This is a genomic window from Bacillus sp. REN3, assembly GCF_017912555.1.
GTDB lineage: Bacteria > Bacillota > Bacilli > Bacillales > Cytobacillaceae > Mesobacillus.
In genome coordinates this window covers 53,873-77,703 of record NZ_JAERSD010000018.1, presented here as the reverse complement: position 1 = coordinate 77,703, position 23,831 = coordinate 53,873, and the positions used below count along the sequence as shown (strand labels likewise).

Genomic DNA, 23,831 nt, shown 5'->3' with positions numbered 1-23,831 from the left:
ACTTCAGTAAAAAGGGTACAGCAGCCAGATACATCCTCTGATATGACGTCCTGATGCATAAACCCCATCATTTTTTTTAAAGATATATCATGAAGGAGGGCGCGGAAATGGATATCCAGATAAAATGGTATTACCGGCTTGGTTTTTTTCTTCTCTTGTTCATTGTCATTTATGTATTCATCAAGCTTCAGCCATTATGGGTGCCAGTTATCGAAGTGATTTTCACCCTCCTCATCCCGTTTTCGATTGCAGCATTCATTACTTATCTATTCCATCCAGTCGTCGAAGCCCTGCATACTAGAGGACTGCACCGAGGAATCGCTATCCTCCTCATCTACAGCCTATTCTTTGGCGGGGCAGGCTTTGCACTGTACCGGGGCATCCCGGCGATGATCCATCAGCTCCGTGATCTGGCAGAAAATGCCCCGCTGTTTGCGGAACAATACAAACGGATGGTCAATAGCATCATGGACGAGACCTCAAGATGGCCAGCTGGCGTCCATGAACGAATCGAGGATGGAATCAACGGGCTTGAACAAAAGCTTGACCGCTTCCTTGCAAAAACGATGACTTTCCTGATGGATATTGCCAATTCACTCATCACGATTGCGATCATTCCCTTCATTGCTTTTTATATGCTAAAGGATTTTAAGTCAATGAAACGGGCAGTCTGGTATCTGACTCCAAAAAAATGGAGGCAGCCAGGTGCGAAATTCCTTCATGAAGTCGATAAATCCCTTGGCAGTTATATAAGAGGGCAACTGCTCGTCTGCTTGATCATCGGTGTGCTCTCATCTATGTTTTTTTGGATTGCCGGGATTAAATATCCTCTGCTTTTGGGGGCGATTGTCGGCATTACGAATGTCATCCCTTATTTTGGCCCGATCATCGGCGCCATCCCGGCCGTCATCATCGCGGCAACGATGTCCATGAAAATGGTGCTGATTGCCCTGGCAATCGTCTTTTCCCTGCAATTTCTGGAAGGGAATATTCTTTCGCCGCTGATTGTAGGCAAAAGCCTGCACATGCATCCGTTAATCATCATGTTCGCTTTGCTGGCTGGCGGGGAAACAGCGGGAATCCTGGGAATGATCCTGGCTGTACCGGTATTGGTCGTCTTAAGAGCGGCGATTGTCCATGCCAAGGACCACATCATACTTGAAAAGAAAAAACAGCGATTGACTTGATTTTTTGTCACAAGTTTGACAAACCGGAACCGTCTATATATAATTCGGCTATAGAATAATAATCGGCAAAATGTAGAAGGAACGAGTATGTTATAGACCATCGGCCAGAGAGGGATTTCCGAGGCTGAAAGAAATTCCCGGTGAAGGATAACAGAAGGCTATTCCGGAGTGCAGTCAAAACCTGCCGTGCAGCCGCGTTAAGGCGATATTGAGAGATGGGCATATAATCAACGTGTCCATAATCAGGGTGGTACCGCGAGCAAGCTCTCGTCCCTGTCCAGGGATGAGGGCTTTTTTTGTTGCCTTGAAATCCCTGAAAGCTAACAATTCATCGATTTAGGAGGCCAGGAAAATGAAAAACCTATCAGGTGCTGAAATCAGAAGGATGTTTCTCGAGTTTTTTAAGGAAAAGGGCCATGCGATTGAACCAAGTGCCTCACTTGTTCCGCATGAAGACCCGTCACTGCTCTGGATCAACAGTGGCGTCGCTACATTAAAGAAGTATTTTGATGGCCGCGTGATTCCCGCCAATCCTCGTATCGCAAATGCGCAAAAGTCAATCCGGACAAACGATATCGAAAATGTCGGAAAGACCGCACGCCATCATACTTTCTTCGAAATGCTCGGGAACTTTTCTATTGGTGATTACTTCAAGGAGGAAGCAATCGAGTTTGCGTGGGAATTCCTGACTGATAAAAACTGGATTGGCTTTGATCCGGAAAAATTATCTGTTACGGTCCACCCTGAGGATGATGAAGCATTCAACATTTGGCGGGAGAAAGTTGGCATACCGGAAGAACGAATCATCAGGCTGGAAGGAAACTTTTGGGATATTGGCGAAGGGCCAAGCGGCCCGAACACAGAAATCTTCTATGACCGCGGATCGGATTACGGTAACGATCCCGAAGATCCAGAATTGTACCCGGGGGGTGAAAATGACCGCTATCTTGAGGTTTGGAACCTTGTGTTTTCTGAATTCAACCATAATCCAGACGGAACATACACTCCGCTTCCGAAGAAGAACATCGATACAGGGATGGGGCTTGAGCGAATGGGCTGTGTCGTCCAGAATGTCCCAACAAATTTTGATACTGACCTATTTATGCCAATCATCCGTGCTGTAGAAGGAATCTCAAGTGGGAAATATGGGCAGACAAAGGAAAAGGATGAAGCATTCAAAGTAATAGCTGATCATATCAGGACGGTTGCTTTCGCTGTTGGTGATGGAGCGCTGCCTTCGAATGAAGGCCGCGGCTATGTCCTGAGAAGACTGCTGCGCCGCGCTGTCCGTTATGCGAAAAAACTGAATATTGACCGTCCGTTCATGTATGAACTGGTTCCGGTTGTTGGAGAAATCATGGAAGATTTCTATTCGGAGGTTAAAGCAAATACAGATTTCATCCAGAAGGTAATCAAAAATGAGGAAGACCGCTTCCATGAAACGCTCCATGAAGGGCTTGCCATCCTTGCTGAGCTGATCAAGAAAGAAAAGGAAAAGGGGAGCGGCATGATTCAGGGCAAGGATATATTCCGGCTTTACGACACATATGGCTTCCCTGTGGAGCTTACGGAGGAATATGCAGAAGAGGAAGGCTTGAAGGCTGATCATGAAGGATTTGAAAAAGAAATGGAACAGCAGCGTGAAAGAGCACGGGCTGCACGCCAGGAAATAGGATCGATGCAAGTCCAGGGCGGTGTACTTGGCGATATCAAGGAAAATAGTGAGTTTGTTGGTTATGATACATTTGAAACAAACAGCAAAATTACGGTTCTTGTAAAAGACAACGAGATTGCCGAGGAAGCAAATGAAGGGGACGAGATCCATCTGATTCTCGATGTCACACCTTTTTACGCAGAAAGCGGCGGACAAATCGCTGATAAGGGAACAATTGAAACTGGCGGCGTGAAGCTATCTGTCAAAGATGTTAAAAAAGCGCCAAACGGACAGAATCTCCATCATGCTGTCATCTTGCAAGGAACGGTACGGAAGGGCATGGAAGTGACAGCGAAGGTCGATCAGGACAACCGTGCAAGAATAATCAAGAACCATACTGCAACCCATCTTCTTCATCAGGCTTTGAAGGATGTTCTGGGCAATCATGTCAATCAGGCTGGTTCACTTGTTGAACCTGACAGGCTGCGTTTTGACTTTTCCCATTTTGGACAGGTAACTCCTGAAGAATTGGAGAAGGTTGAAGCAATCGTCAACGAAAAAATCTGGAAGAACATCGAGGTTGAAACAGGCTATAAGCCGATAGATGAAGCAAAGGAAATGGGAGCCATGGCTTTATTTGGCGAAAAATACGGCGATATCGTCCGCATTGTGAAGGTTGGCGACTATAGCCTGGAGCTATGCGGCGGCTGCCACGTGCCGAACACTTCAGTCATCGGTTTGTTCAAGATCATATCCGAAAGCGGAATTGGGGCAGGAACTAGGAGGATTGAAGCTGTCACAGGCGAAGCAGCATACAAAGTCCTGAATGAACAGATTGGCATTCTTAAGGAAGCGGCAGGCAAATTGAAGACATCTCCAAAAGAAGTAGCGAACAGGATCGATTCACTCCTTGCCGAAATGAAGCAGCTGCAGCGCGAAAGTGAATCACTTGCTGCCAAATTGGGCAATATTGAAGCAGGAAGCTTATCTTCGAAGGTAAAAGAGGTAAATGGCGTCCAATTGCTGGCAGCTCGTGTTAGCGCCGCTGATATGAATGGCTTGAGGAACATGGCGGACGATCTGAAGAAAAAGCTTGGGTCTGCTGTCATCCTTTTAGGGATGACAGATGGAAGCAAAGTCAATTTAATTGCGGCAGTTACGGACGACCTCATCAAAAAAGGCTATCAGGCAGGAAGACTTGTCAAGGAGGCAGCGTCGATTTGCGGCGGAGGCGGCGGAGGCCGTCCTGACATGGCCCAAGCGGGGGGAAAGGATCCATCCAAGCTGGATCAGGCGCTTCAATTTGCAGAAGAATGGGTAAAATCAATTTGATATCGACATGAAGTAGTGTAGAATGAAAATAACTTGTAGAAAAGTTTGCCTGCGAAACTTAGAAGTGAGGTGCATTCGATGAGCTCGTTTGATAAAACGATGAGATTCAATTTTCCCGAAGAGCCTGTTGAGCATGATGTCAATGAGGTCCTTCTGCAGGTTTATGAAGCGTTGCAGGAAAAAGGGTATAATCCGATCAACCAGATTGTCGGCTATCTGTTATCCGGTGATCCGGCTTATATTCCGCGCCATCGGGATGCCCGCAATATCATCCGGAAGCTGGAACGGGATGAAATCATTGAAGAGCTGGTGAAATCCTATTTGAGGAATAACCGAGAGGGGAAGTAAATGCGTACTATGGGATTGGATGTCGGCTCGAAAACCGTCGGCATTGCACTGAGCGATGAACTTGGATGGACAGCTCAGGGCCTTAAAACGTTGAAGATCAATGAAGAAGAAAATTTGTTTGGCTTCGACGAAATAGGTAAAATAATTAAAGAGCATCAAGTAGGCAAAATTGTCGTAGGGCTTCCCAAAAACATGAATGGCACGATCGGTCCACGCGGCGAAGCCAGCCAGACTTACGCCCGCGAACTGGAAAGCAGGTTCGGAGTGCCTGTTATCCTTTGGGACGAACGCCTGACGACTATCGCGGCCGAACGTGTATTGCTCGAGGCTGATGTCAGCCGGAAAAAACGGAAGAAAGTCATTGATAAGATGGCGGCTGTTATGATTTTACAAGGCTATTTGAATAGCCAAAATTAAATGAGGTGACTTACATGGACCACGGAGAAAACAATATTACAGTAGTAGACGAAAACGGAAACGAACAATTATGCGAAGTACTTTTTACTTTTGATTCGGACGAGTTCGGCAAGTCGTATGTCCTATACTATCCTGTCGGGGCAGAAGAAGAGGATGAGGATGAAATTGAAATCCACGCTTCTTCCTTCGTTCCGACCGAGGATGGCCAGGATGGCGAACTTATGCCAATTGAAACAGACAAAGAATGGGATATGATTGAAGAAATGCTGGAAACATTCCTTGCTGAACAGGACGAAGAATAGGTTCGGAAAAAGAGGCTGTCCCAAAAGGCCATGATTTTTGGCCTTTTGGCAGCCTCTTTTTTCTTATTCATGGAAAAACTAACGGTGGATCAATTAATCCACGTTATAATCGATGAAGGAAATATGATTTTGTTTCATCAAGAGAATCGCTCTTTTTGGTTTGTTGTTGTGGTGACTACATACTAAAAAGAGGACGGTTCTTTTATTTTTGCCTATCACCATAGACATCGCACACTTAGTTGATTGGAGCGGAAAGATTTCCTGTCCGTCGAAGTGCCTGGAGCGCAAATCAACGGGTTGTTTTACAAGTGAAAGAAAAGAGGCACCCAAAAGTTATACTTTTGGAACAGCCTGGCTTTTTTTTTACATACATTAATGAGAGTTTGTGCTGCTATCGGAGAGTTTAGTTCCTTTCCTCAAGTCTTTTTTCTTTTGGCTGTGTTAAAGTTGAATGTTTAAAGAGTTGATTGGAACGGAAGGGACTGACTCCTCGAAAATGCTAATGCATTTCCTTCGTGCGTGGGCGAATTCGCCGGAGCCTTTCAGTGTCCTGCGGGATGCAGCGGCAAGGTGGAGACCCCCTTAGGCGCCCTGAGCGCCGAGGAGATAGGGAAGCTGAAGCGCTTTGGTCAGCCCCGAAAATGTTCGATGTCGAATAATAGAGCAAAATGTCGCCTGGAGTATTTTTTCGTAATTATTTGCAAATAGAAATAAAAAATATAGTATAATGATGCGAGATATGAAAATAGAATCGATCTAGCTGGCCATTAGAGCCGACTGGAGGGGGAAGTTATGTCTGACGGAAAAAATATAAATGATAGCAAAGAGGAACGAAAGAAAATCATTGTTGAAAGGCTGATCGAGCAGCAAAAAGAAGCAAGAGTTGTGAGGAAGATTGTTTTTATCACTGCCCTTTTAATGTTTTTACTGATTGCAGCTATTGGCGGAGGAGGCTACTATTATGTTAAATCTGCCCTTAAGCCAGTCGAAACAGAGAGCAAAAAATTGATAAACGTGAATATTCCGATTGGCTCCTCGACCGCAGGAATCGGTAAAATCCTTGAAGAAAAAGGAGTCATCCGGGACGCCAGGGTTTTTAAATACTACGTGAAATTCAAGAATGAGTCCGGATTCATGGCTGGAGATTATAAAATGAAGCCAACGATGACAATGGATGAAATCATCCTGAGCTTAAAAACAGGCAAGGTCATGCAAGATGTGGCACTGAAAATCACGATTCCAGAAGGAAAGCAACTTTCGCAGATCGCGGGCATCATTGCAGAGAAAACGGATCAGGATCAGGAAGAAATCTTCAAGCAATTGAACGACAAGGATTTCATCAAAAAAATGATGGAAAACTATCCAGAAGTCCTGTCCAAAGACATCCTCAATGCAAAAGTCAAGTATCCGCTTGAAGGTTATCTGTTTCCTGCTACTTATCCTTTTTATACTGAAAAACCGACGGTTGAGGAAATAGTGACAGTCATGCTGAAGAAAACAAAAGAAGTACTTGGGGAATACCATGGGCAAATGGAAGAGAAGCAGATGTCTACACATCAGTTAATGACCATGGCCTCCCTTATTGAAGAAGAAGCGACTGAAAAGGCGGACCGGGATAAGATTGCCAGTGTGTTCTATAACCGCATGGATATAGACATGCCATTGCAGACGGACCCTACTGTACTTTATGCACATGGAAAACATAAGAACAGGGTGCTTTATGAGGATCTTAAGATTGATGATCCGTATAATACCTACAAGTATGTTGGAATGCCGCCAGGTCCAATCGCTAACCCAGGAGTGATGTCAATCGAAGCGGCTCTGGCGCCAGAACAAACCGATGATTTATATTTCCTGGCAACATCTACAGGTGAAGTGCTTTTTTCAAAAACGTTAGCGGAACATAACCGCAAAGTAGAAGAACATATTACAAACAAAAAATAGCAAAAGGAGAGGGGAAATGCGGAAAGGATGGCATTTCCCTTCTTTTTGTGTTAAAATAATTCAAGTGTTTTTAAAGCTAAACAAAAAGTTTGCTTGTCTTGACCAGGGCTCCTTCCAGTTTTATTGTGTACCGGAGCCCAAAGGGACTGGGATGGAATTGCTGCACATTGTGCCCCGCTTATTCGGCGTACTTGTTTAAAGGATAAAGGACGCTTTACGCTTTTTCTTGAAATAGCGTGCATTACAGATGTAAGAGTTTTGGCTGTCGATGGCTGGATTCCAGCCAGTATTTGCTGCAAGGCTGGATATTGCCTCTCTTATCCTGTGAACGCTATTTTTTTCGTGCCTGGATTGGCACAATTGTATGGCACTCAATCCATTGTCAAAGCGAATTTTGAATAGAGGTGAGGGCAGCTTGCTGAATGAAAAGCTGCAAAAATATATAGATTCACTGATCAAACCAAGAGAGGGCCTGCTCGCCGAGATGGAGAAGCATGCCCGTCTCCATGCTGTACCAATCATGGAGCCGGCCGGGATCGAAACAATGCTCCAGCTTCTTCGAATCCTGCAGCCGGAAACCATCCTTGAGATTGGCACGGCAATCGGCTACTCATCCCTAAGAATGGCCATGGCCCTTCCAGATACAAGGATCGTGACCCTTGAACGCGATCATGAAAGGTATGGCGCTGCCAAAGGATACATTAATGCAGCTGGCATGCAGGACCGGATTATCCTGATGGAAGGGGATGCCCTGGAAATAGCGGAAGAGGCCGGGAAGCATGGCCCGTTTGACGCTGTGTTCATTGACGCCGCAAAGGGACAATACAGGCGTTTCTTTGAAATATACTCATTGTACCTGAAGCCTGGAGGCATCGTCATTACCGATAATGTCCTATTTAAAGGGCTTATATATGAGCAGGAAATCGAAAGCAAGCGACTTCGCAGCCTGGTCAAAAAAATAGATGAATTCAATCGCTGGCTTGCCGGCCATCCCGAGTATGACACGGTCATCCTCCCGATTGGCGATGGCGTCGCGGTTAGTAAGAAGAGGTGATTGGAATGAACAAACCAGAATTGCTGGTAACACCAGTACGTATTGATGATATCGTCCTATTAGCGGATGCTGGAGCGGATGCATTCGTTATCGGGGAACAGAAATTCGGACTTCGCCTTGCTGGGGATTTTTCCCGCGAAGATGTGAAAAAGGCAGTTGAACTTGCCCATTCCAAAGGGAAAAAAGTATACGTCGCGATGAATGCGATTTTTCATAATGACAAAATCGATATGCTTGGAGAATACCTTGAATTTTTGAAGGATAATGATGTGGATGCTATTACTTTCGGCGACCCAGCCGTCCTGATGGCGGCAAGGGAGCATGCCCCTGACATGGAGCTTCACTGGAGTACGGAAACAACCGGAACGAACTGGTACACTTGCAATTACTGGGGAAGAAAAGGGGCAAAGCGAGCCGTTCTTGCCAGGGAAATCAATATGGATGCCATTATTGAGATAAAAGAAAATGCCGAGGTCGAAATCGAGGTTCAAGTACATGGAATGATGAACATGTTCCAGTCAAAACGCACTTTGCTTGGGAATTATTTCGAATACCAGGGGAAGGCGATGGAGATCGAGAACCGCAGGCAGGCTCGCAATATGTTCCTGCATGATAAAGAGCGTGAGAACAAGTACCCTATCTTTGAAGATGAAAATGGCACACATATCATGAGCCCAAATGATATCTGCATCATCGATGAACTTACCGAACTCGTCGAGGCTGGAATCGATTCCTTTAAAATCGATGGAATCCTGAAAAGTCCTGAATATATTCTTGAGGTTACCAAGCTTTACCGCAAAGCGATCGATCTTGCGGTTGAGGAACCGGAACAGTATGAAGAGGAAAAAGACAGCCTGCTCGAAGAAGCAGAAGCCCTTCAGCCTCCAAACCGGCCGCTTGACACCGGCTTTTTCTTTAAAGAAACAGTTTACTAAGGCAGATTAATGATACAAGGAGGTAACGTCATGACAGCAGTGACAGACAGTATTTCACAAATTGTCGATGGAAAACGGGTGATTGTGAAAAAGCCAGAACTGCTTGCGCCTGCCGGTAATCTTGAAAAGCTTAAGATTGCCGTCCATTACGGTGCAGATGCCGTCTTCATTGGCGGCCAGGAATATGGTTTGCGTTCCAATGCTGACAATTTCACGTTTGACGAAATGAAGGAAGGCGTAGAGTTTGCAAAGAAATACGGCGCTAAAATCTACGTAACGACTAATATTTTTGCACATAATGAAAACATTGGCGGACTTGAGGACTATTTGCGCGGATTAAAGGAAGCTGGGGTACACGGAATCATCGTCGCGGACCCATTGATCATTGAAACATGCCGCAGGGTGGCTCCTGAAATTGAAGTCCATCTAAGCACACAGCAATCTCTCTCGAACTGGAAAGCTGTCCAGTTCTGGAAAGAGGAGGGGCTGGAACGTGTCGTGCTTGCGCGTGAAACAAGCGCGGAAGAAATCCGTGAAATGAAGGAAAAGGTCGATATCGAAATTGAGACTTTCATCCACGGGGCGATGTGCATCGCTTATTCAGGCCGCTGCACATTGAGCAACCATATGACAGCCCGTGATTCAAACCGTGGCGGATGTTGCCAATCCTGCCGTTGGGATTACGACTTGTACCAGCTTGAAGGAGATCAGGAAAAAGCTTTGTTCGCTCCTGGAGAACACGCTTTTGCGATGAGCCCGAAGGACTTGAAGCTGATCGAATCGATTCCAAGGATGATCGAGCTCGGCATCGACAGCCTCAAAATCGAAGGAAGGATGAAATCCATCCATTACATCGCTACGGTCGTAAGTGTGTACCGAAAAGTCATCGATGCATATTGCGCTGATCCTGACAACTTCGCGATTAAGCAGGAATGGCTTGACGAGCTTGACAAATGCGCCAACAGGGACACAGCACCAGCGTTCTTCGAAGGTGTGCCTGGGTATAAAGAGCAAATGTTTGGAAACCATAGCAAGAAGACTACTTTCGACTTTGCAGGACTCGTCCTTGATTACGACGCAGAAAGCCAGATGGTGACCCTCCAGCAGAGAAACTACTTCAAGCCTGGCGACGAGGTGGAATTCTTTGGTCCGGAAATCAGGAATTTCACGCAAGTGATCGATAAGATTTGGGATGAAGAGGGCAATGAGGTGGATGTCGCCCGCCATCCTTTGCAAATTGTCAAGTTCAAACTGGACAAGCCGGTATACCCAAATAACATGATGCGGAAGGAGAAGTAAAGCATGACCCGCAAACCTGTTGTTATTGGTGTAGCCGGCGGCTCCGGCTCAGGGAAGACAAGTGTAACGAAAGCGATCTACGATAGCTTTAAAGGCCATTCCATCCTGATGATTGAACAGGACTACTATTACAAAGACCAGAGCCATTTGCCAATGGAGGAACGGCTGAAGACAAACTATGACCATCCACTCGCATTTGACAATGATCTTTTGATCGAGCATCTTAAGAAACTGCTCCATTATGAAGCGATCGAGAAGCCTGTTTACGACTATTCAATCCATACGAGATCGGATAAAGTCGTGCATGTTGAACCAAAGAATGTTATCATACTTGAAGGAATCCTGATTCTTGAGGATGAACGATTGCGTGATCTCATGGATATCAAACTCTATGTCGACACCGATGCTGATTTGCGTATCATCCGCAGGCTGCTCCGCGACATCAAAGAACGCGGGCGCTCCATGGACTCGGTCATCGAACAATATGTCAATGTCGTCCGTCCGATGCACAATCGATTCATCGAACCGACGAAACGGTATGCGGATGTCATCATCCCTGAAGGCGGCCATAATCATGTCGCGATCGATCTTATGGTAACAAAAATTCAAACAATTCTTGAACAAAAATCATTTTTGTGACACAATAGCATAGATAAAGTTGGGTGAATAAGCAAGACTAATGACCCGCTCCGATTTACCCATAAACATGGTTTTCTTTTATGCGCGCCCTTTTGCAAAGGACGCGCTCATGTATATTGTAGATTACATACATTTTGCACAATTTCGGGGAATTGTGAAGACTAGAAGGAGTGAAGGATTTGGCTACAGAAAAAGTTTTTCCTATGACGATAGCTGGGAAAGAAAAACTGGAACAGGAATTGGAATTATTGAAAACGGTTAAACGGAAAGAAGTCGTTGAAAGAATCAAAATTGCCCGCAGTTTCGGTGATTTATCCGAAAACTCGGAGTACGACTCCGCTAAAGAAGAACAGGCATTTGTTGAAGGAAGAATCACGACTCTTGAAAATATGATCCGAAACGCAAAAATCATTGATGAAGATGAGATTAGCACGGATTCAGTCAGCCTTGGCCGTACTGTCACATTCGTAGAGCTTCCAGATGGGGACGAAGAGTCCTATACGATCGTGGGAAGCGCAGAAGCAGATCCGTTTGAAGGGAAAATATCCAACGATTCTCCAATTGCCAAAAGCTTGATTGGCCGTAAAGTAGGAGAAGAAGTAACCGTACAGACTCCCGGCGGCGAAATGAACGTACGTATCATATCCATCAGCTAACAGAATATTTTTTACCTGGCAGTTTGAAATCCGCTTACCTCGTCAACACTTTTGACGAGGTGTTTTTTTATGGTAAAAAAAAGGCTGGTGATCTCAGCGTGCCTATTCATTGTCGGAATCGCCGTACTGCTGTTCAGGCTTTCCCAAATACAGCTGATCGAGACGGAATCCTTCTCGAAGCATGGAATCAACTTGATTGAAGCGAGTGTCCGCCAAAGGTCGCAGGAAATGGTCGTGGATGACGGACGCGGCCATTTCATTGACCGTTCCGGCAAGCCATTGACATATGAAAGGGCTTCTGTTCTTGTTCTTTTCCCTTTTTTGAAGAAAATGGACTGGCCGGTCGAGAAGGCAGCAGCTGTGCTTAATGTGCCATCCCATGAGTTGAAAATGGCTGTCGAAGCTTCAAAAGAGCCTTTTGCGTTCGGTGATCCAAAGCCTTTCATCCTGACTCGTAACCAAATGGAGAGGATAAATAGCATGAAAATACCAGGCGTATTCGCGGTGGAGCGGAAATATCCCCTAAGTAACATCCCTGCTGCACAGTTGCTGGGAGTCGTTGGGGAAAATGAAGGTGAACTGAAAGCAAGATATGGTGAGAAAGAGCTGTTCCCCAGAACGCTGATTGGCGTGTCAGGTCTTGAAAAAAGCTTTGATGAGTTCCTGGTGGCCGAAGGAAAGTCAAGACTTGTATACCATGTGGACGGAGAAGGTGCCCCGCTGTTTGGAATCAATGTAAAGTATATTGAGCCTGCTAATCCCTTTTATCCAATCAACATCCAAACTTCAATCGATAAACACCTTCAGGAAACCCTTGAAAAAGCAGTCGATGCGCATGGCATCAAAAAGGGAGGGATCGTCCTGCTGGACATCAAAACAAACAGCATATTATCTGTCGTTTCCCGCCCCCGAATGAACTCCGCTTCCCCCTTTAGCGGGGAGGGAATCGAAAACCTGATGGCCAAACAGCATATCCCAGGCTCTGTATTTAAAACAGTTGTTGCCACTGCAGCGATTGACCAGGGACTCGATCGTCCAGATAGGCTATATGACTGCAGCAAGAAAATCAATGGAGAACCGGATTTGAAGTATGACCATGGGATGCTGGACTTCAGCGAAAGCTTCGCCCGCAGCTGCAACCGCACGTTCGCTGAACTAGCAAAGGAGCTACAGGAGAAGGACCCGCATATGCTGGAAAAGTACGCTGAGAAGCTTTCCGCTATTGGTCCTGTGGGTTGGACTGGGGATGTCTTCCATCTGGAAGGATTCAGGCAGTTTCAGGATGAAAATAAGGGAAGGGTTTTCCTTTCGGACGATGCAAGGAAGGATCCCAACTACTCAGCGCTTTCTGGGATTGGGCAGCATGAAGTGAGGATTACACCTCTTGCAGTCGCGAACATGATGGCCACGATTGCAAGGGGCGGGGAAAAGGATATGGTAAGGGCAGTTTTGTCGATCCAATACCAAAACGGCAATAACATGACAGAATTTTCTCTGAAGAAGCTTCCAGGCGATACCATTTCACCAATCACCGCAATGAAGCTCCAGAAGCTATTGCGGGCGGTCGTGATCAATGAGGATGGAACCGGCAAATGGTTCAAGGATTTGCCATACGCAGTTGCCGGGAAATCTGGAACGGCCGAAACCGGTCTCTATACCGGGGAAGAGCAGCTTCACAATAAGTGGTTCGCAGGCTATTTCCCATATGAAGATCCAAAATACGCGCTTGTGGCTGTCAATCTCGGCGTGCCAGAGGATGAAGGAGGCGTCAATCCGTTGTTCTCGGATGTCGTGAAAGCAGTCTATGAGTATGATCAACAGTGATGCAGAAGCATTTCCGGAAGATTAGATAAAGATAAAATCCTTCAAGTTTCCCGCCAGTCATGATAGAATGTTGACAACCTGATATGGGAGGGAAAGGATCTTGAAGCATGATTATCAAAATCCAAATGAGGGTGCCCGGACAAGACAACGGGCGAAACGGAGAAAAACGAACCTTATTTTAAATAGCTTGATCGCGATTGTCTTATTGCTGATCATTTATGTTTCCGCAAATATCTTTTTCAGCAAGGATGAAGGGACAGCTGATAACAGCACCAAAGTGGAACAAAATGAAAAGGCGGGTTCTTCCGGAACAAAAAATAGTTCGAAGGATGACAGCGAGGATAAATCAGAAAACAGGGAGTCTGCTGATAAAAATGAAGATGAAGCTGCTGAGGAGGACGCCTCGAAGGACAGCGAGGAAGCTGAAGACAATGAAGGAGAGCCTGTCGTTACCGAAGGCGGCAGCGATCCAAATGTAAAGCAGACAATTGAAAATCCAGATTGGAAACCGGTTGGAACTAGCCAGACTGGAGACCATGTGGCTGTTTTCAGTGAGAACTCTGTCGATTGGCAGGAAATGATTGCAGCATACTCATATGCTACAGGCATCGATAAAAATAATATGACAGTTTGGTGGAATGAAAATAATGGCGGACCTAATTCCGCATTGGGGACGGTATCTGAAAAAGGAAGCGACCAGACGTTCAGGGTGGCAATCGAGTGGGTTGACGGCGAAGGCTGGAAGCCAGTCAAGGTAGAGGAATTAAAACAAAACGATAAACGCTAAAAGGTGAGTAGGGGGCCTGCAGAAGGGCCCCTCATTTTTTGGCCTTGAAATGGACCATTGCCGAATAAAATAGTCTGCCTTTTTCATCAATGTGCATCTGGTGCGAAACATGATGTACTGAAAGCATGATTGCTTTATTGATTTCAATTTGCTGGCTGATCTTTTTTTCAAGACTCTTTAAATCTGTTGCTTCGAAGAACTCGATTTTGTCCTCAATCAAGTCAAAGTGCAATTCCATTATCTTTTCTCCTTGTCAGTTTTGTCAATCCTGCAGCAATGATAAAGTTTAGTTGAAATGTTCTTTAGCAAAGCGGATAAAAAGTTAAATCCCTATAAAAATACCACGTTTTTTGATAAATTAAAACGGCAGGATGATTTTACAGGGGATCATGTGATACGGGAACGTGAAACATAAAAGCTATTAAAAGCATCTGGAAGTGTGGCAACAAAGTTTTTATATAATGCCATTAAGATCGCATTTATACGGCCAAAGATATTGGAGGAATCAGGATGAGGATTGGGATAATCGGCGCAATGGATGAAGAAATCGAGCATATTCTTGATGGCATGGGTCACCATGAAGCAAAAACGAAGGCTGGCATCACATATTATACAGGATCGTTCAATGGATATGGAATCGTCTTATGTAAATCGGGTGTGGGGAAAGTCAATGCCAGTGTTTGCACACAAATCTTGATTGATGAATTTGCTGTATCACATGTCATTTTCACCGGAGTCGCAGGGGCAGTCAATCCTGACCTCGGGATCGGGGATATCGTCGTATCATCGGACTGCGTGCAGCATGATATGGACGCAACGGCTCTTGGATTCAAGCTAGGGGAAATCCCTTATACGGATGAATCGCTATTTAAAGCGGACCCAAAACTGATCGACCTTGCCATCTCCGCTGGCAAAGAAACTGTCGAAGGCAGGAAAATCGTAAGCGGCCGGATTCTTTCAGGTGACCAGTTCATCGCCGATCGCAGCAAAGTCAAGTTCCTATATGATGAACTGCAGGGATATTGCACCGAAATGGAAGGAGCTGCTGTCGGACAGGTCTGCAGCATGAATGGCATCCCATTTGTGATCATCAGGTCGATGTCAGATCAGGCGGATGGCTCTGCGGATGTCAATTTCCTGGAATTCACAAAGCTAGCTTCGAAAAATTCATATGAAATCGTCAATGAGATGGTCAGAAACTGGCATCGTGACTTTCAGTCAAATCCCTTATTAATCTAAGGGATTTTTCACTTTAATAAGTAATGGGCTGCAAGAAGAAAATCCAGCTCAGGCGCCTGTTTTAGAAAAGGGAAGGTTTCAGTCGTCGGTACACCGATCTTACCCGGCGATGCTCCTTTCCTGCTTTAGGGCACATGGCTTGGCGCACTGCCTTCACAAGGCAGAGGGGATGCTCGAAGAAGAAAAAGATAAAAGAAATATCTGTATATTTTCCAGGAATTACATAATCAATGTATGTTTAAATATGTTAAAGTAAGGATATGTTCAATGACAAATCATTAAGGTGATCTAAATGAATGCAAAGCAATTATATGAGAGAATGGTCGATTACAAGCAATTTGCCATTGTTCTTTTAACGGTCGGCGTCTTTTTTTACCTGGGCGTCATCATTCCATCGACGACTAAAGAAATGACAGATATATATATTGCCACAGGAGCTTCTGTCGGCTTCCTTGCCGGGTCTTTCGTGTTCTTTTCGCTTGCGAAAAAATACCGGAACAATCTGATTGAATCAGAAGATGGCCAGGATTATTTGATGAAGAAATGACGTCCATATGTGGGGCGTCATTTTTTTATTCAATTGACGGCCAGGTGGACTCCAGTAATGAGTATTTGATCGTGGCGAAGACTTTTTGAAAATTGGGTCATAAAAAGGTTTACAAATACCTTTTAAGTGGATATACTTACCATTGTAAGCAAATAATTCAGAAGGAGGTCGAGTGAAATGATCATGATGGGAAAAGAATACAATTCGAAAACTGTATATTATGATGCGCATTCGACCGGATCGGACTGGGTTATTTAAACTGTTTCTACGACTAATACATCCATGCCGCAGGGAGAAGCGTGCCCTGCGGCATTTTTATGCCCATTTTGCCGCAGGGATTTCCTTGCGGCTATTTGTGTTGGAAAAATAAGGAGGTGAGCCGACAATGACCTTGAATATCTTGTTCTTTACAGTGACAATCAAAAGACGTCAATTCACAATGGAAGAAATTCGCCATATTGAAATGGTCGAAAAAATTCATGAAGAAAACAAGACTCGTCAGGCATGGCTTCGCCAGTTTTAATGATTGCCTAATTAAAAACAGAAAGGTGGAAAGAAAATGATTTATATGATTCAAGGAAGACTGGCTAGCCTGTGGGTGGAGAAGGACACCACCTAACCAAGAACGCGGGAGGTGTGTCGATGTCATTGCATGTTTTGCTTTTAACGCTTATTTTTAGGAGAAAATCATCACAGCCACGTAAAATTAATTAACAAAATGTTCACAACCTGATCCTTTTTACACAGTCCTAATATGATAAATTTGGATTGATAATCAGAGTATGGTAAAGAGGGGTGCAGGAGATGTTCATAATTGTGATGGGATTCGTCGTCTGCGGCACAATTGGATTGATCATCGCCGCGGAAGTAAGCGTGGAATAGGAAAAAGAGCGGCAGCCCATCGGCTGACGCTCTTTTTTTCGAACCTTGCTTCATTGTCCCATATTTTTTTTCTTCTCTTTTTCGGCACGATAAAATTCATGGAACATTTTCATCAATGCCCTTTTTTCAATCCTCGATACATAACTCCTGGAAATCCCAAGCTCCTTTGCAATTTCCCTCTGTGTTTTTTCCTTCTTTAAATCCAGGCCGAATCGGCCGACAATCACTTCTTTTTCGCGGTCATCAAGTACATCGATATATTCCTTCACTTTTTCCAGCTCCATATTCAGCTGGATTGTATCAATGACATCCTCGGATTCGGACTTCAGGACATCAATCAAAGAGATTTCATTCCCTTCCTTATCCTGGCCGATAGGATCATGGAGTGAGACGTCCTTTTTCGTTTTTTTCAATGCTCTTAAATGCATGAGGATTTCGATTCTAATGTCAAATGTGTGCATAGTCAAGGACAAGTTTTTCGAAGTTATGCCAATAAATATTACAAAATTGTTACAAAAATATTAAATTTGTGTTAAATCGTATTTGTGACGCTTGTCAAGGGATTTTGCGGTTGAATTACGAAGTAGAAGTCGCTTAGATAACGTTAGTATTTCGTTAGTTTCAACGAAACTTCGATACAATACTTCGCTTGATAGTAACCATTCTTTCGGAACTAAAAATCAAGTTCCTCAAGAACGGTGCAAGCAAAGCTTGCTTAACTTTGGAACATAAGTGACAAAGTTAATTAGATAACGACAAAGATATTCGCAATATAGATTCGATTAGATTGTCGCAAATTACGAAGTAAACGTTAATACGTAATAGATGTCAAAGAAGATTAAACGAAAATACATAAAATTAATCCTTACCGTTTCCGTATGCGGCATTGACATACAATCGGTTATTCCTCCGAGAAAATGCGATTGGTTGCGAGCTTTTTACCGTGACCGTCGCATTTTTTTATACATTGTATCTTGTTTTTTACGAATTTAGTCCAATTGTAACTTACAAGGGACGTTTTAGAACAATTGATAATTAGAAGCGGGTTCTTTAACGGGGGAATCCGCTTTTTTACAACTGAATATTGGTTGCCGACCCAAGTTCGATTTGACCTATCGAAGCAGCGTGCAGTAGTGCGATTGCCCGTCTTATTGGCGGGACATTACTTTTTGGTCAAGAACTTGTTTTTTACTAATTTAAAAGGAGGTTGAAAGTATGGAAGGATTTGTTGTCAAAGCATTGCGGACGAATCTAGGACTGAATCAAGGCGATTTTGCCCGTGAAGTTGGCGTATCTCAACAAATGATTTCGCTAATTGAATCTGACAAATTGCCAATTTCCGAACGACTTAAACAACGAATCATTTACCGATTCAACGTTAAGCCAGAAGAAATCGAAGCAATTCGCAATTTGAAAATCATGCGTAGGTTTGAAAGTGAATGAAAAAATCAAATTGAAAATTCAAACGCAACATTGTGTTGCGGTAAAAAGGGGGGAGTTGATTTATGTCAAAGCAACAATTGGAAGCGGTCAAGTCTAAAATTCAAGAATTGGAAAACAAGCAAGACGAATTGACGAATCAAGTAATTGAATTAACGCAAGCAATCGAAGATTCAACCGAACAATTACTTTTAGGGATTGTTTCTGAATCCGACGTTGAACAAGCAAAGGTATTGTTGAACGATAAGAAATCTGAACTTGCCGAAACAACCGAACTTCTTCAACGTGCCTATGCAGTACGCAAAAAATTAGCGGTTGAAAAGTTTGTTCCGTTCGCAAAAGAACACCGTGAAAAACGGTTGAAGGAAATCCAATCCCGATATGACAATAAGGTTGAATCCGTGATTGCTGCAAGAAATGAATTATTGAAGCAATTAGCGGAACTTGGTCAAATTAAGAACGAAATCGGGAATGTAAATCAAGAATACAACAAAACAATGTTTGACTTAGGGATTCCTACCGATAAGTATGGTCGAACTATTAATGAACGAAAAGTCTATTCACCAAAGGATTATACTCCCGAAGAATTTTGTCTTGGATTAAAGACTGAAACACAAGAAAAAACGTATTCCAGCGGTCGTGTTCCCGCTTGGGTGAAGTAATTATGAATGTTCTTGCAATGATTCATTTCTTGATTGCAGTTTGGTCATTGGTCATAATTGAAAAACATTTTGGTGGTGTATCGGAATGACGGCACTCGAAATGTTAGTGAAACAGACGGAATATGAAGTTAAAACGCTTGATATGATTCTTCGCATGAAACGCGAACGCAAGTCGCTTGAAGATATTGCGAAAGAAGTTGGCGTATCTACAACCGAAGTCCGTATCGCACGACCTAAGGGATTGGAACGGGCAAAGGAACGTCTTGAAAGATATAAAAGGGGGTTGAATTAATATGGCATATTCACAACGTAAAGCATTAGAAGAAATTGCGAAAGGTTATGCGGAAAGTCCGAAGTCAAAGAAGATAGTCGAGGAAGCTAAGAAAAATGAAAAGCATAACGTCGAGCAAATTGAGTATTGGCGTAAATTGCTTAATGAAGGACACAATCTTCCACCAATTTGTTTAATTGCAATTGGAATGTACGACGAGCAGATCCGCCAGCAGAAGGAACGTGAAAAAAGTGGAGAATTAACAACAATCGAATTAAAGAAGTAAGGACGTCCTTCGGGGCGTCTTTTTGATTGGTCAAAATGAACACACCAAAACGAACTTGGGATAGGAGGTCATCAATATGTTTGTTGAAGCTGATGGAAATATTAGATTTGAACCAATAAATGAAAACGAGGTCAAATTGTTGAATTATATTAAGAGAAAGAACGGTTTGCACGGTTGTCGCCGATTCAATGACTTCAAGTTCAACGACGACCGAAGTGTCACAATATTCTTGAAGGACGGGCGGGAAACACTAATTTCGAAGCATAGATTGTCGGAAGTATTGCAGAAAGGAAAAGTCGCCGCTTTCTTAGGGAACAATGGAATTTACGCAAATATCGCCGTTGGGAAAGGAATTCGAAGAAAGGAACAATTGCATAGATTCATCATGCGTCAGGAACTTGCCAAATACAACGGATTTTTCGAAGAAACGGGAATGTCAATTCAAGTCAATCATAAAAACGAACAAACTCTTGATAATCGGGACGAAAACCTTGAAGTGGTTACCGACCGTGAGAATTGTTTGAAATATAAATTGAACCATGCAAAAGGATTTACGAAGACGTCAAGCGGTAAATACCAGGTTGGAGTTTGTGGAAAGCATATTGGAACGTTTGAAACAGAATCAGAAGCCCGTGCAGCATACGTCAAAGCGGTCAAGGCGGAATTAAAGCGATTGGAACAAATACGAATGAATTGGTTGAAATCGAAAGGTCACGCATAGGTCGAACTTGGGAACGCACAAGAATACGTTCCCTATTACATAAAACACCCGCAAGCCTGTCGTTATATGTCCGATTATAGAAATATCACTTTGTCTCTTTATTGTGGTAAAGTGTTGATGCGTAAGGGATTAAACGGTCTTTCGTTATGTCACACGAATACCAAAAGTGACATTGGCGTTATATCATTGCACGTTTATTGCACGTTCAACGGTTTCTTGAAATCCTCGCTTTCCATGCAATATATGTTCCGTTTTGTCCGTTTTTTTTCATCGAAAGGAATTGCCCCAACGTTTGCAGTCGCAAGGGATTCCAGCGTTTTTGTTGCGGTACAATAGGACATAAGCGGAAATTGACTTCGATATAATTGTTCGAAACTCCAAAGACGACGAATCGGATATCCCAACGAATCAAACACGACGAATCACCAACGAAAGAATACGGGTTCGTGCGGTCTTGTATATTTCAATTCGTCCTATATTGCCTATTATATGACGAATAGCAATAGGTTTGTCCATAAGATAGTAATTGTAATGACGGGTTGTCTTCCGTATGTTTATACATCGCTTGCTATTTCATTGCAAGACCGTACATAGCCTTATGGTGAACGACATTTAATTCATGAATAACCATTCGGAATGATTCAATCGCAACACACACGCAAGTAAACGAAGAAACGGACGAAATATTCGACCCCACCCACGGGGGGACGGGGGGGGGCATTTCGGCGGAAGAAGACGCATTCAGAATATACACAACAATTTTGAAATATCGGGTCACTACACGTCAGGGAACGTCCTTCAAAAGTGAATGACCAAACGTAGGCGAGTATCTTGTTATGATATTACAAAAATATGAAATGAAATCCAGTGTGGTAAAAGTCAATTCTTCTTCAACTAACGGTAGCTAGTAATGAAAAATATTAAAATTTTCTTTACACTGTACTATGGTACAGGCTTTATAATTTGTATGGGGTGATATTATGTATGGGATTGGTGAGCTTGCTAAAAATTGCGGTATCAATAAAGAAACAGTAAGATATTACGAAAGAGTAGGTTTGCTTAAAAATACTCCTCGAACCAATGCTGGTTATAGGATGTTTACGGAGGAAAGTGTTAAGCGTATAAAATTTATCAAGAGGTTTCAAGAACTAGGATTTACTTTAAGCGAGATTTCTAAATTACTTGGGGTTGTAGATAAAGATGATGAACGATGCCTTGATATGTATAGCTTTGTTGTCGATAAAATTGCGGAAGTACGAGCGAAAATTGGGGATTTAAAAAGAATTGAACAAATGCTGCTAAAGTTAGAGGAATGTTGCCCCGACAATAAAGCTATATACGAATGCCCAATAATTGAAACGCTAGATGATTGAATGTAGTAAATAACAGAAATGGGGGGTTAATATGGTCATACAATCAAATATGTCTCCAAAAGCAATAATTGACGTCTGGGAAATTACGATACCTATTTTTGCGAAATTTAATGTACCAATAACAGATAAAGCATTAGAAAGTAATGTTGATTCTGAGATTCTTTTGGGACTTCTTGCTGAATTAAATACAGCTGTTGGAAGTTCCTCCGTTACCTGTATTGAAGGCGGCTGACAAATGCCAACTAAAAAGGAGTAGGTTACTCCCATAAAAAATGAACTTTACTTTGAAGTGGTACTCCTAATTTAATTAAAGGAGTGCTTACTTCATTTTGAACCGTCGAAATGTGGTTTTTTGTTCGAAAGAAAAGACGCTCCGCCCTTGGAACGTCCTACAATGAAATGAAGTCAATTTTTCCGTTTGAATATACACGAATTTCCCGATATAACATTCGAAGTAATTCTTGTTTTTCTTCAATCGACATAGATTCGGGATTTTCGTTTTCAAAATATCGTTCAACCGCCTTTGCCCGAATTTCGTCGTTGACTTCGTTATTTTTCCGTTCTTCAATCAATGCAGCGGTTTCTTCCTTCAACTTCAACAAGTGATCTTCTTTTTCTTTTAACTCTTTCAATTGGTTGCGAATATCTTCTTCGTCCACAATATCGGCATTGTTCGTCAAAAAGTCGAGAAGACGTTTCCGCCCCGATTTAATGCGAACGAGTTCCGATTCAATGCGTTGCAATTCCGATTCTTCGAATGAAATTGAATCCTGGGATTCGGTTGTTGCCGCAACTTCGGAATATGCCGATTCCCCTTCGGTTGTAATGACATTGACAAAATGATTCCATACATAAGCGTCAAGGTCTTCGCATTTTACCCGATTTCCACAACCCTTATGCTTCGCCCCTGCGGTATTCTTGACGTCGGAATATTCAAAGACATAAGTTCCCCAATTCTTCGCCCGTCGCCCCGTCATGGTATTGCCACAATCGCCGCAACGAACCAATCCCGAAAGAAGATATTTGTTCTTTGAAGTACCAGCCCAACGACGTCGGGATTCCTTCAACAACTTTTGGGCAAACTTGAATGTTTCCTTTTCGATAATCACTGGAACTTCGACGGGAATCCATTCTTCTTTAGGTCGTAAGGTCATTGAAACCTTTTCGTCGTCTGAATCCTTGTATTTGTTGACAAGCATTCCTTCCGTATTCCATTTGTTGTGATAGAATACACCCGTGTAGGTTTCATTCATAAGAATCTGGCGGACTACTTGCCTATGCCAAACGCCTTTTCGTTTTTTGGTCGGAATTCCTTTGTCGGTCAAATAGTGGGCGATTCCATTTATACCCTGTACCCGCCCCCGTGGGTCGGTAAATAGTTCGAAAATCAATCGAACAATCTTTGCTTCGGGTTCATATATTTCAAGTTCTTGCGATTCCTTGTTGAACTTGTATCCATAAACTTTGACGTCTTTGACGACTTTGTTCTTTCGAGCCTTTGCACGTCTTCCGTTGGTCATACGTTCTTTGATTTTCGCCTTTTCGAATTCCGAGAATGCCCCACGCATTTGATAGAACAAAATTCCTTCGGGTGTATTCTTGTATTCTGAATTGACGAAGATTAATTTTGCTCGTTTTTCGATTTCTTCCGTAACAATCAATTGATTCGCAAGTTTCCGTGATAAACGGTCGGGGTCATAGACGATAACTTTGTCAATTAGTCCTTCCCGAAGGTCATTCCGTAATTTTGAAAGTGCCGGACGTTCAAGGAATCCCCCCGAATAGCCGTCGTCCACGTATTCAATACATTCCGCATTTTTGCCCGCCTTTTCACGGCATTGGCGAATTTGGTCTTGAAGTGAAGATCCGCTTTTAGCTTGTTCTTCTGTTGATACCCGTGCGTATAGTGCAATCATTGTTCCGTCGTTCCCTTCTAATTTTTTCTTTAATTGCGTTATAGCAATTAGCAATTAGTCGGTCGGTTGCGTCGCTTCTTATGAATTCGGAATGAAATTTACTTGCGGAGATATAA

The 23,831-nt window shown here is 43.4% G+C and carries 25 protein-coding genes, 1 pseudogene and 1 other annotated feature; of the genes and pseudogenes, 23 read left to right on the top strand and 3 right to left on the bottom strand.

The genetic code is table 11. The features are described from left to right. The first annotated feature begins 107 nt into the window (after positions 1–107). The 13 genes from JJQ88_RS15485 to JJQ88_RS15425 all read left to right on the top strand — a co-directional run bounded on the left by JJQ88_RS15485 (position 108) and on the right by JJQ88_RS15425 (position 14,378). Positions 108–1,187 (top strand): AI-2E family transporter, encoded by a 1,080-nt coding sequence (locus JJQ88_RS15485; RefSeq protein ID WP_210366947.1) that lies wholly within the window; start codon positions 108–110, stop codon positions 1,185–1,187. A 64-nt stretch (positions 1,188–1,251) separates the two neighbouring features. Next, positions 1,252–1,465: a binding site (T-box leader), on the top strand. A gap of 74 nt (positions 1,466–1,539) precedes the next feature. After that, entirely contained in the window at positions 1,540–4,173 is a 2,634-nt protein-coding gene (alaS, locus tag JJQ88_RS15480) for an alanine--tRNA ligase (RefSeq protein ID WP_210366946.1), read from the top strand. A 78-nt stretch (positions 4,174–4,251) separates the two neighbouring features. Further along, the gene (locus tag JJQ88_RS15475) at positions 4,252–4,521 is read left to right on the top strand and encodes an IreB family regulatory phosphoprotein (protein WP_210366945.1); all 270 of its coding nucleotides are present in this window, start codon (positions 4,252–4,254) and stop codon (positions 4,519–4,521) included. After that, a complete protein-coding gene (ruvX, locus tag JJQ88_RS15470) occupies positions 4,522–4,938 on the top strand; it encodes a Holliday junction resolvase RuvX (protein ID WP_210366944.1) in 417 nt (138 codons plus the stop codon). It abuts the gene before it with no gap. Positions 4,939–4,952: 14 nt separating this feature from the next. After that, the gene (locus JJQ88_RS15465; protein WP_210366943.1) at positions 4,953–5,240 is read left to right on the top strand and encodes a DUF1292 domain-containing protein; all 288 of its coding nucleotides are present in this window, start codon (positions 4,953–4,955) and stop codon (positions 5,238–5,240) included. 792 nt (positions 5,241–6,032) lie between these two features. Beyond that, on the top strand, positions 6,033–7,184 hold the full coding sequence (gene mltG / locus JJQ88_RS15460; RefSeq protein ID WP_210366942.1) for an endolytic transglycosylase MltG: 1,152 nt from the start codon (positions 6,033–6,035) through the stop codon (positions 7,182–7,184). A 415-nt stretch (positions 7,185–7,599) separates the two neighbouring features. Continuing rightward, positions 7,600–8,238: an O-methyltransferase gene (locus tag JJQ88_RS15455; protein ID WP_210366941.1), complete on the top strand. Its 639-nt coding sequence runs from the start codon at positions 7,600–7,602 to the stop codon at positions 8,236–8,238. A 5-nt stretch (positions 8,239–8,243) separates the two neighbouring features. Further along, positions 8,244–9,173: a peptidase U32 family protein gene (locus JJQ88_RS15450; protein WP_210366940.1), complete on the top strand. Its 930-nt coding sequence runs from the start codon at positions 8,244–8,246 to the stop codon at positions 9,171–9,173. A 30-nt stretch (positions 9,174–9,203) separates the two neighbouring features. Further along, positions 9,204–10,472, top strand: a complete 1,269-nt coding sequence (locus tag JJQ88_RS15445) for a peptidase U32 family protein (RefSeq protein WP_210366939.1) — start codon at positions 9,204–9,206, stop codon at positions 10,470–10,472. Positions 10,473–10,475: 3 nt separating this feature from the next. Then, entirely contained in the window at positions 10,476–11,111 is a 636-nt protein-coding gene (udk, locus tag JJQ88_RS15440) for a uridine kinase (protein ID WP_210366938.1), read from the top strand. Positions 11,112–11,290: 179 nt separating this feature from the next. Then, positions 11,291–11,767, top strand: coding sequence for a transcription elongation factor GreA (greA, locus tag JJQ88_RS15435; RefSeq protein ID WP_210366937.1), 477 nt, complete (start codon positions 11,291–11,293; stop codon positions 11,765–11,767). A gap of 69 nt (positions 11,768–11,836) precedes the next feature. Next, positions 11,837–13,591, top strand: a complete 1,755-nt coding sequence (locus JJQ88_RS15430) for a peptidoglycan D,D-transpeptidase FtsI family protein (protein ID WP_210366936.1) — start codon at positions 11,837–11,839, stop codon at positions 13,589–13,591. 100 nt (positions 13,592–13,691) lie between these two features. Then, on the top strand, positions 13,692–14,378 hold the full coding sequence (locus tag JJQ88_RS15425) for a YrrS family protein (protein ID WP_210366935.1): 687 nt from the start codon (positions 13,692–13,694) through the stop codon (positions 14,376–14,378). Between the two features lie 31 nt (positions 14,379–14,409). Here JJQ88_RS15425 and JJQ88_RS15420 read toward each other — a convergent pair whose 3' ends face one another. Beyond that, the gene (locus tag JJQ88_RS15420) at positions 14,410–14,616 is read right to left on the bottom strand and encodes a DUF2536 family protein (RefSeq protein ID WP_210366934.1); all 207 of its coding nucleotides are present in this window, start codon (positions 14,614–14,616) and stop codon (positions 14,410–14,412) included. Between the two features lie 272 nt (positions 14,617–14,888). On the opposite strand from JJQ88_RS15420, the gene JJQ88_RS15415 reads away from it, so the two are divergent. The 3 genes from JJQ88_RS15415 to JJQ88_RS15405 all read left to right on the top strand — a co-directional run bounded on the left by JJQ88_RS15415 (position 14,889) and on the right by JJQ88_RS15405 (position 16,687). Next, positions 14,889–15,617: a 5'-methylthioadenosine/adenosylhomocysteine nucleosidase gene (locus JJQ88_RS15415; protein ID WP_210366933.1), complete on the top strand. Its 729-nt coding sequence runs from the start codon at positions 14,889–14,891 to the stop codon at positions 15,615–15,617. Between the two features lie 292 nt (positions 15,618–15,909). Next, a complete protein-coding gene (locus JJQ88_RS15410) occupies positions 15,910–16,164 on the top strand; it encodes a YrhC family protein (protein ID WP_246861214.1) in 255 nt (84 codons plus the stop codon). 385 nt (positions 16,165–16,549) lie between these two features. Continuing rightward, positions 16,550–16,687: a YrzI family small protein gene (locus JJQ88_RS15405; RefSeq protein ID WP_210366932.1), complete on the top strand. Its 138-nt coding sequence runs from the start codon at positions 16,550–16,552 to the stop codon at positions 16,685–16,687. A gap of 409 nt (positions 16,688–17,096) precedes the next feature. Here JJQ88_RS15405 and JJQ88_RS15400 read toward each other — a convergent pair. Then, positions 17,097–17,492 (bottom strand): annotated as a pseudogene (locus JJQ88_RS15400) (sigma-70 family RNA polymerase sigma factor); the annotation flags it as partial. Positions 17,493–18,261: 769 nt separating this feature from the next. Between JJQ88_RS15400 and JJQ88_RS15395 the strand changes: the two are divergent. From JJQ88_RS15395 to JJQ88_RS15365, 7 genes are all read left to right on the top strand, one after another. Beyond that, positions 18,262–18,489, top strand: coding sequence for a helix-turn-helix transcriptional regulator (locus tag JJQ88_RS15395; protein ID WP_169098055.1), 228 nt, complete (start codon positions 18,262–18,264; stop codon positions 18,487–18,489). A 62-nt stretch (positions 18,490–18,551) separates the two neighbouring features. Next, positions 18,552–19,148 carry a hypothetical protein gene (locus JJQ88_RS15390; RefSeq protein ID WP_169098053.1) on the top strand — a complete coding sequence of 199 codons (597 nt, stop codon included), beginning with the start codon at positions 18,552–18,554 and terminating at the stop codon, positions 19,146–19,148. 85 nt (positions 19,149–19,233) lie between these two features. Further along, positions 19,234–19,440: a hypothetical protein gene (locus JJQ88_RS15385; RefSeq protein ID WP_169098051.1), complete on the top strand. Its 207-nt coding sequence runs from the start codon at positions 19,234–19,236 to the stop codon at positions 19,438–19,440. A gap of 1 nt (position 19,441) precedes the next feature. Continuing rightward, positions 19,442–19,705 (top strand): hypothetical protein, encoded by a 264-nt coding sequence (locus JJQ88_RS15380; protein ID WP_169098049.1) that lies wholly within the window; start codon positions 19,442–19,444, stop codon positions 19,703–19,705. 76 nt (positions 19,706–19,781) lie between these two features. After that, a complete protein-coding gene (locus JJQ88_RS15375) occupies positions 19,782–20,426 on the top strand; it encodes a hypothetical protein (protein WP_169098047.1) in 645 nt (214 codons plus the stop codon). A gap of 977 nt (positions 20,427–21,403) precedes the next feature. Beyond that, complete coding sequence (gene merR / locus JJQ88_RS15370; protein ID WP_169098145.1) at positions 21,404–21,799, top strand: Hg(II)-responsive transcriptional regulator; 396 nt, start codon at positions 21,404–21,406, stop codon at positions 21,797–21,799. 31 nt (positions 21,800–21,830) lie between these two features. After that, entirely contained in the window at positions 21,831–22,031 is a 201-nt protein-coding gene (locus JJQ88_RS15365; RefSeq protein WP_169098043.1) for a hypothetical protein, read from the top strand. A gap of 157 nt (positions 22,032–22,188) precedes the next feature. On the opposite strand, the gene JJQ88_RS15360 is transcribed toward JJQ88_RS15365, so the two are convergent. Further along, a complete protein-coding gene (locus JJQ88_RS15360) occupies positions 22,189–23,715 on the bottom strand; it encodes a recombinase family protein (protein WP_210366931.1) in 1,527 nt (508 codons plus the stop codon). Positions 23,716–23,831 lie beyond the last annotated feature (116 nt).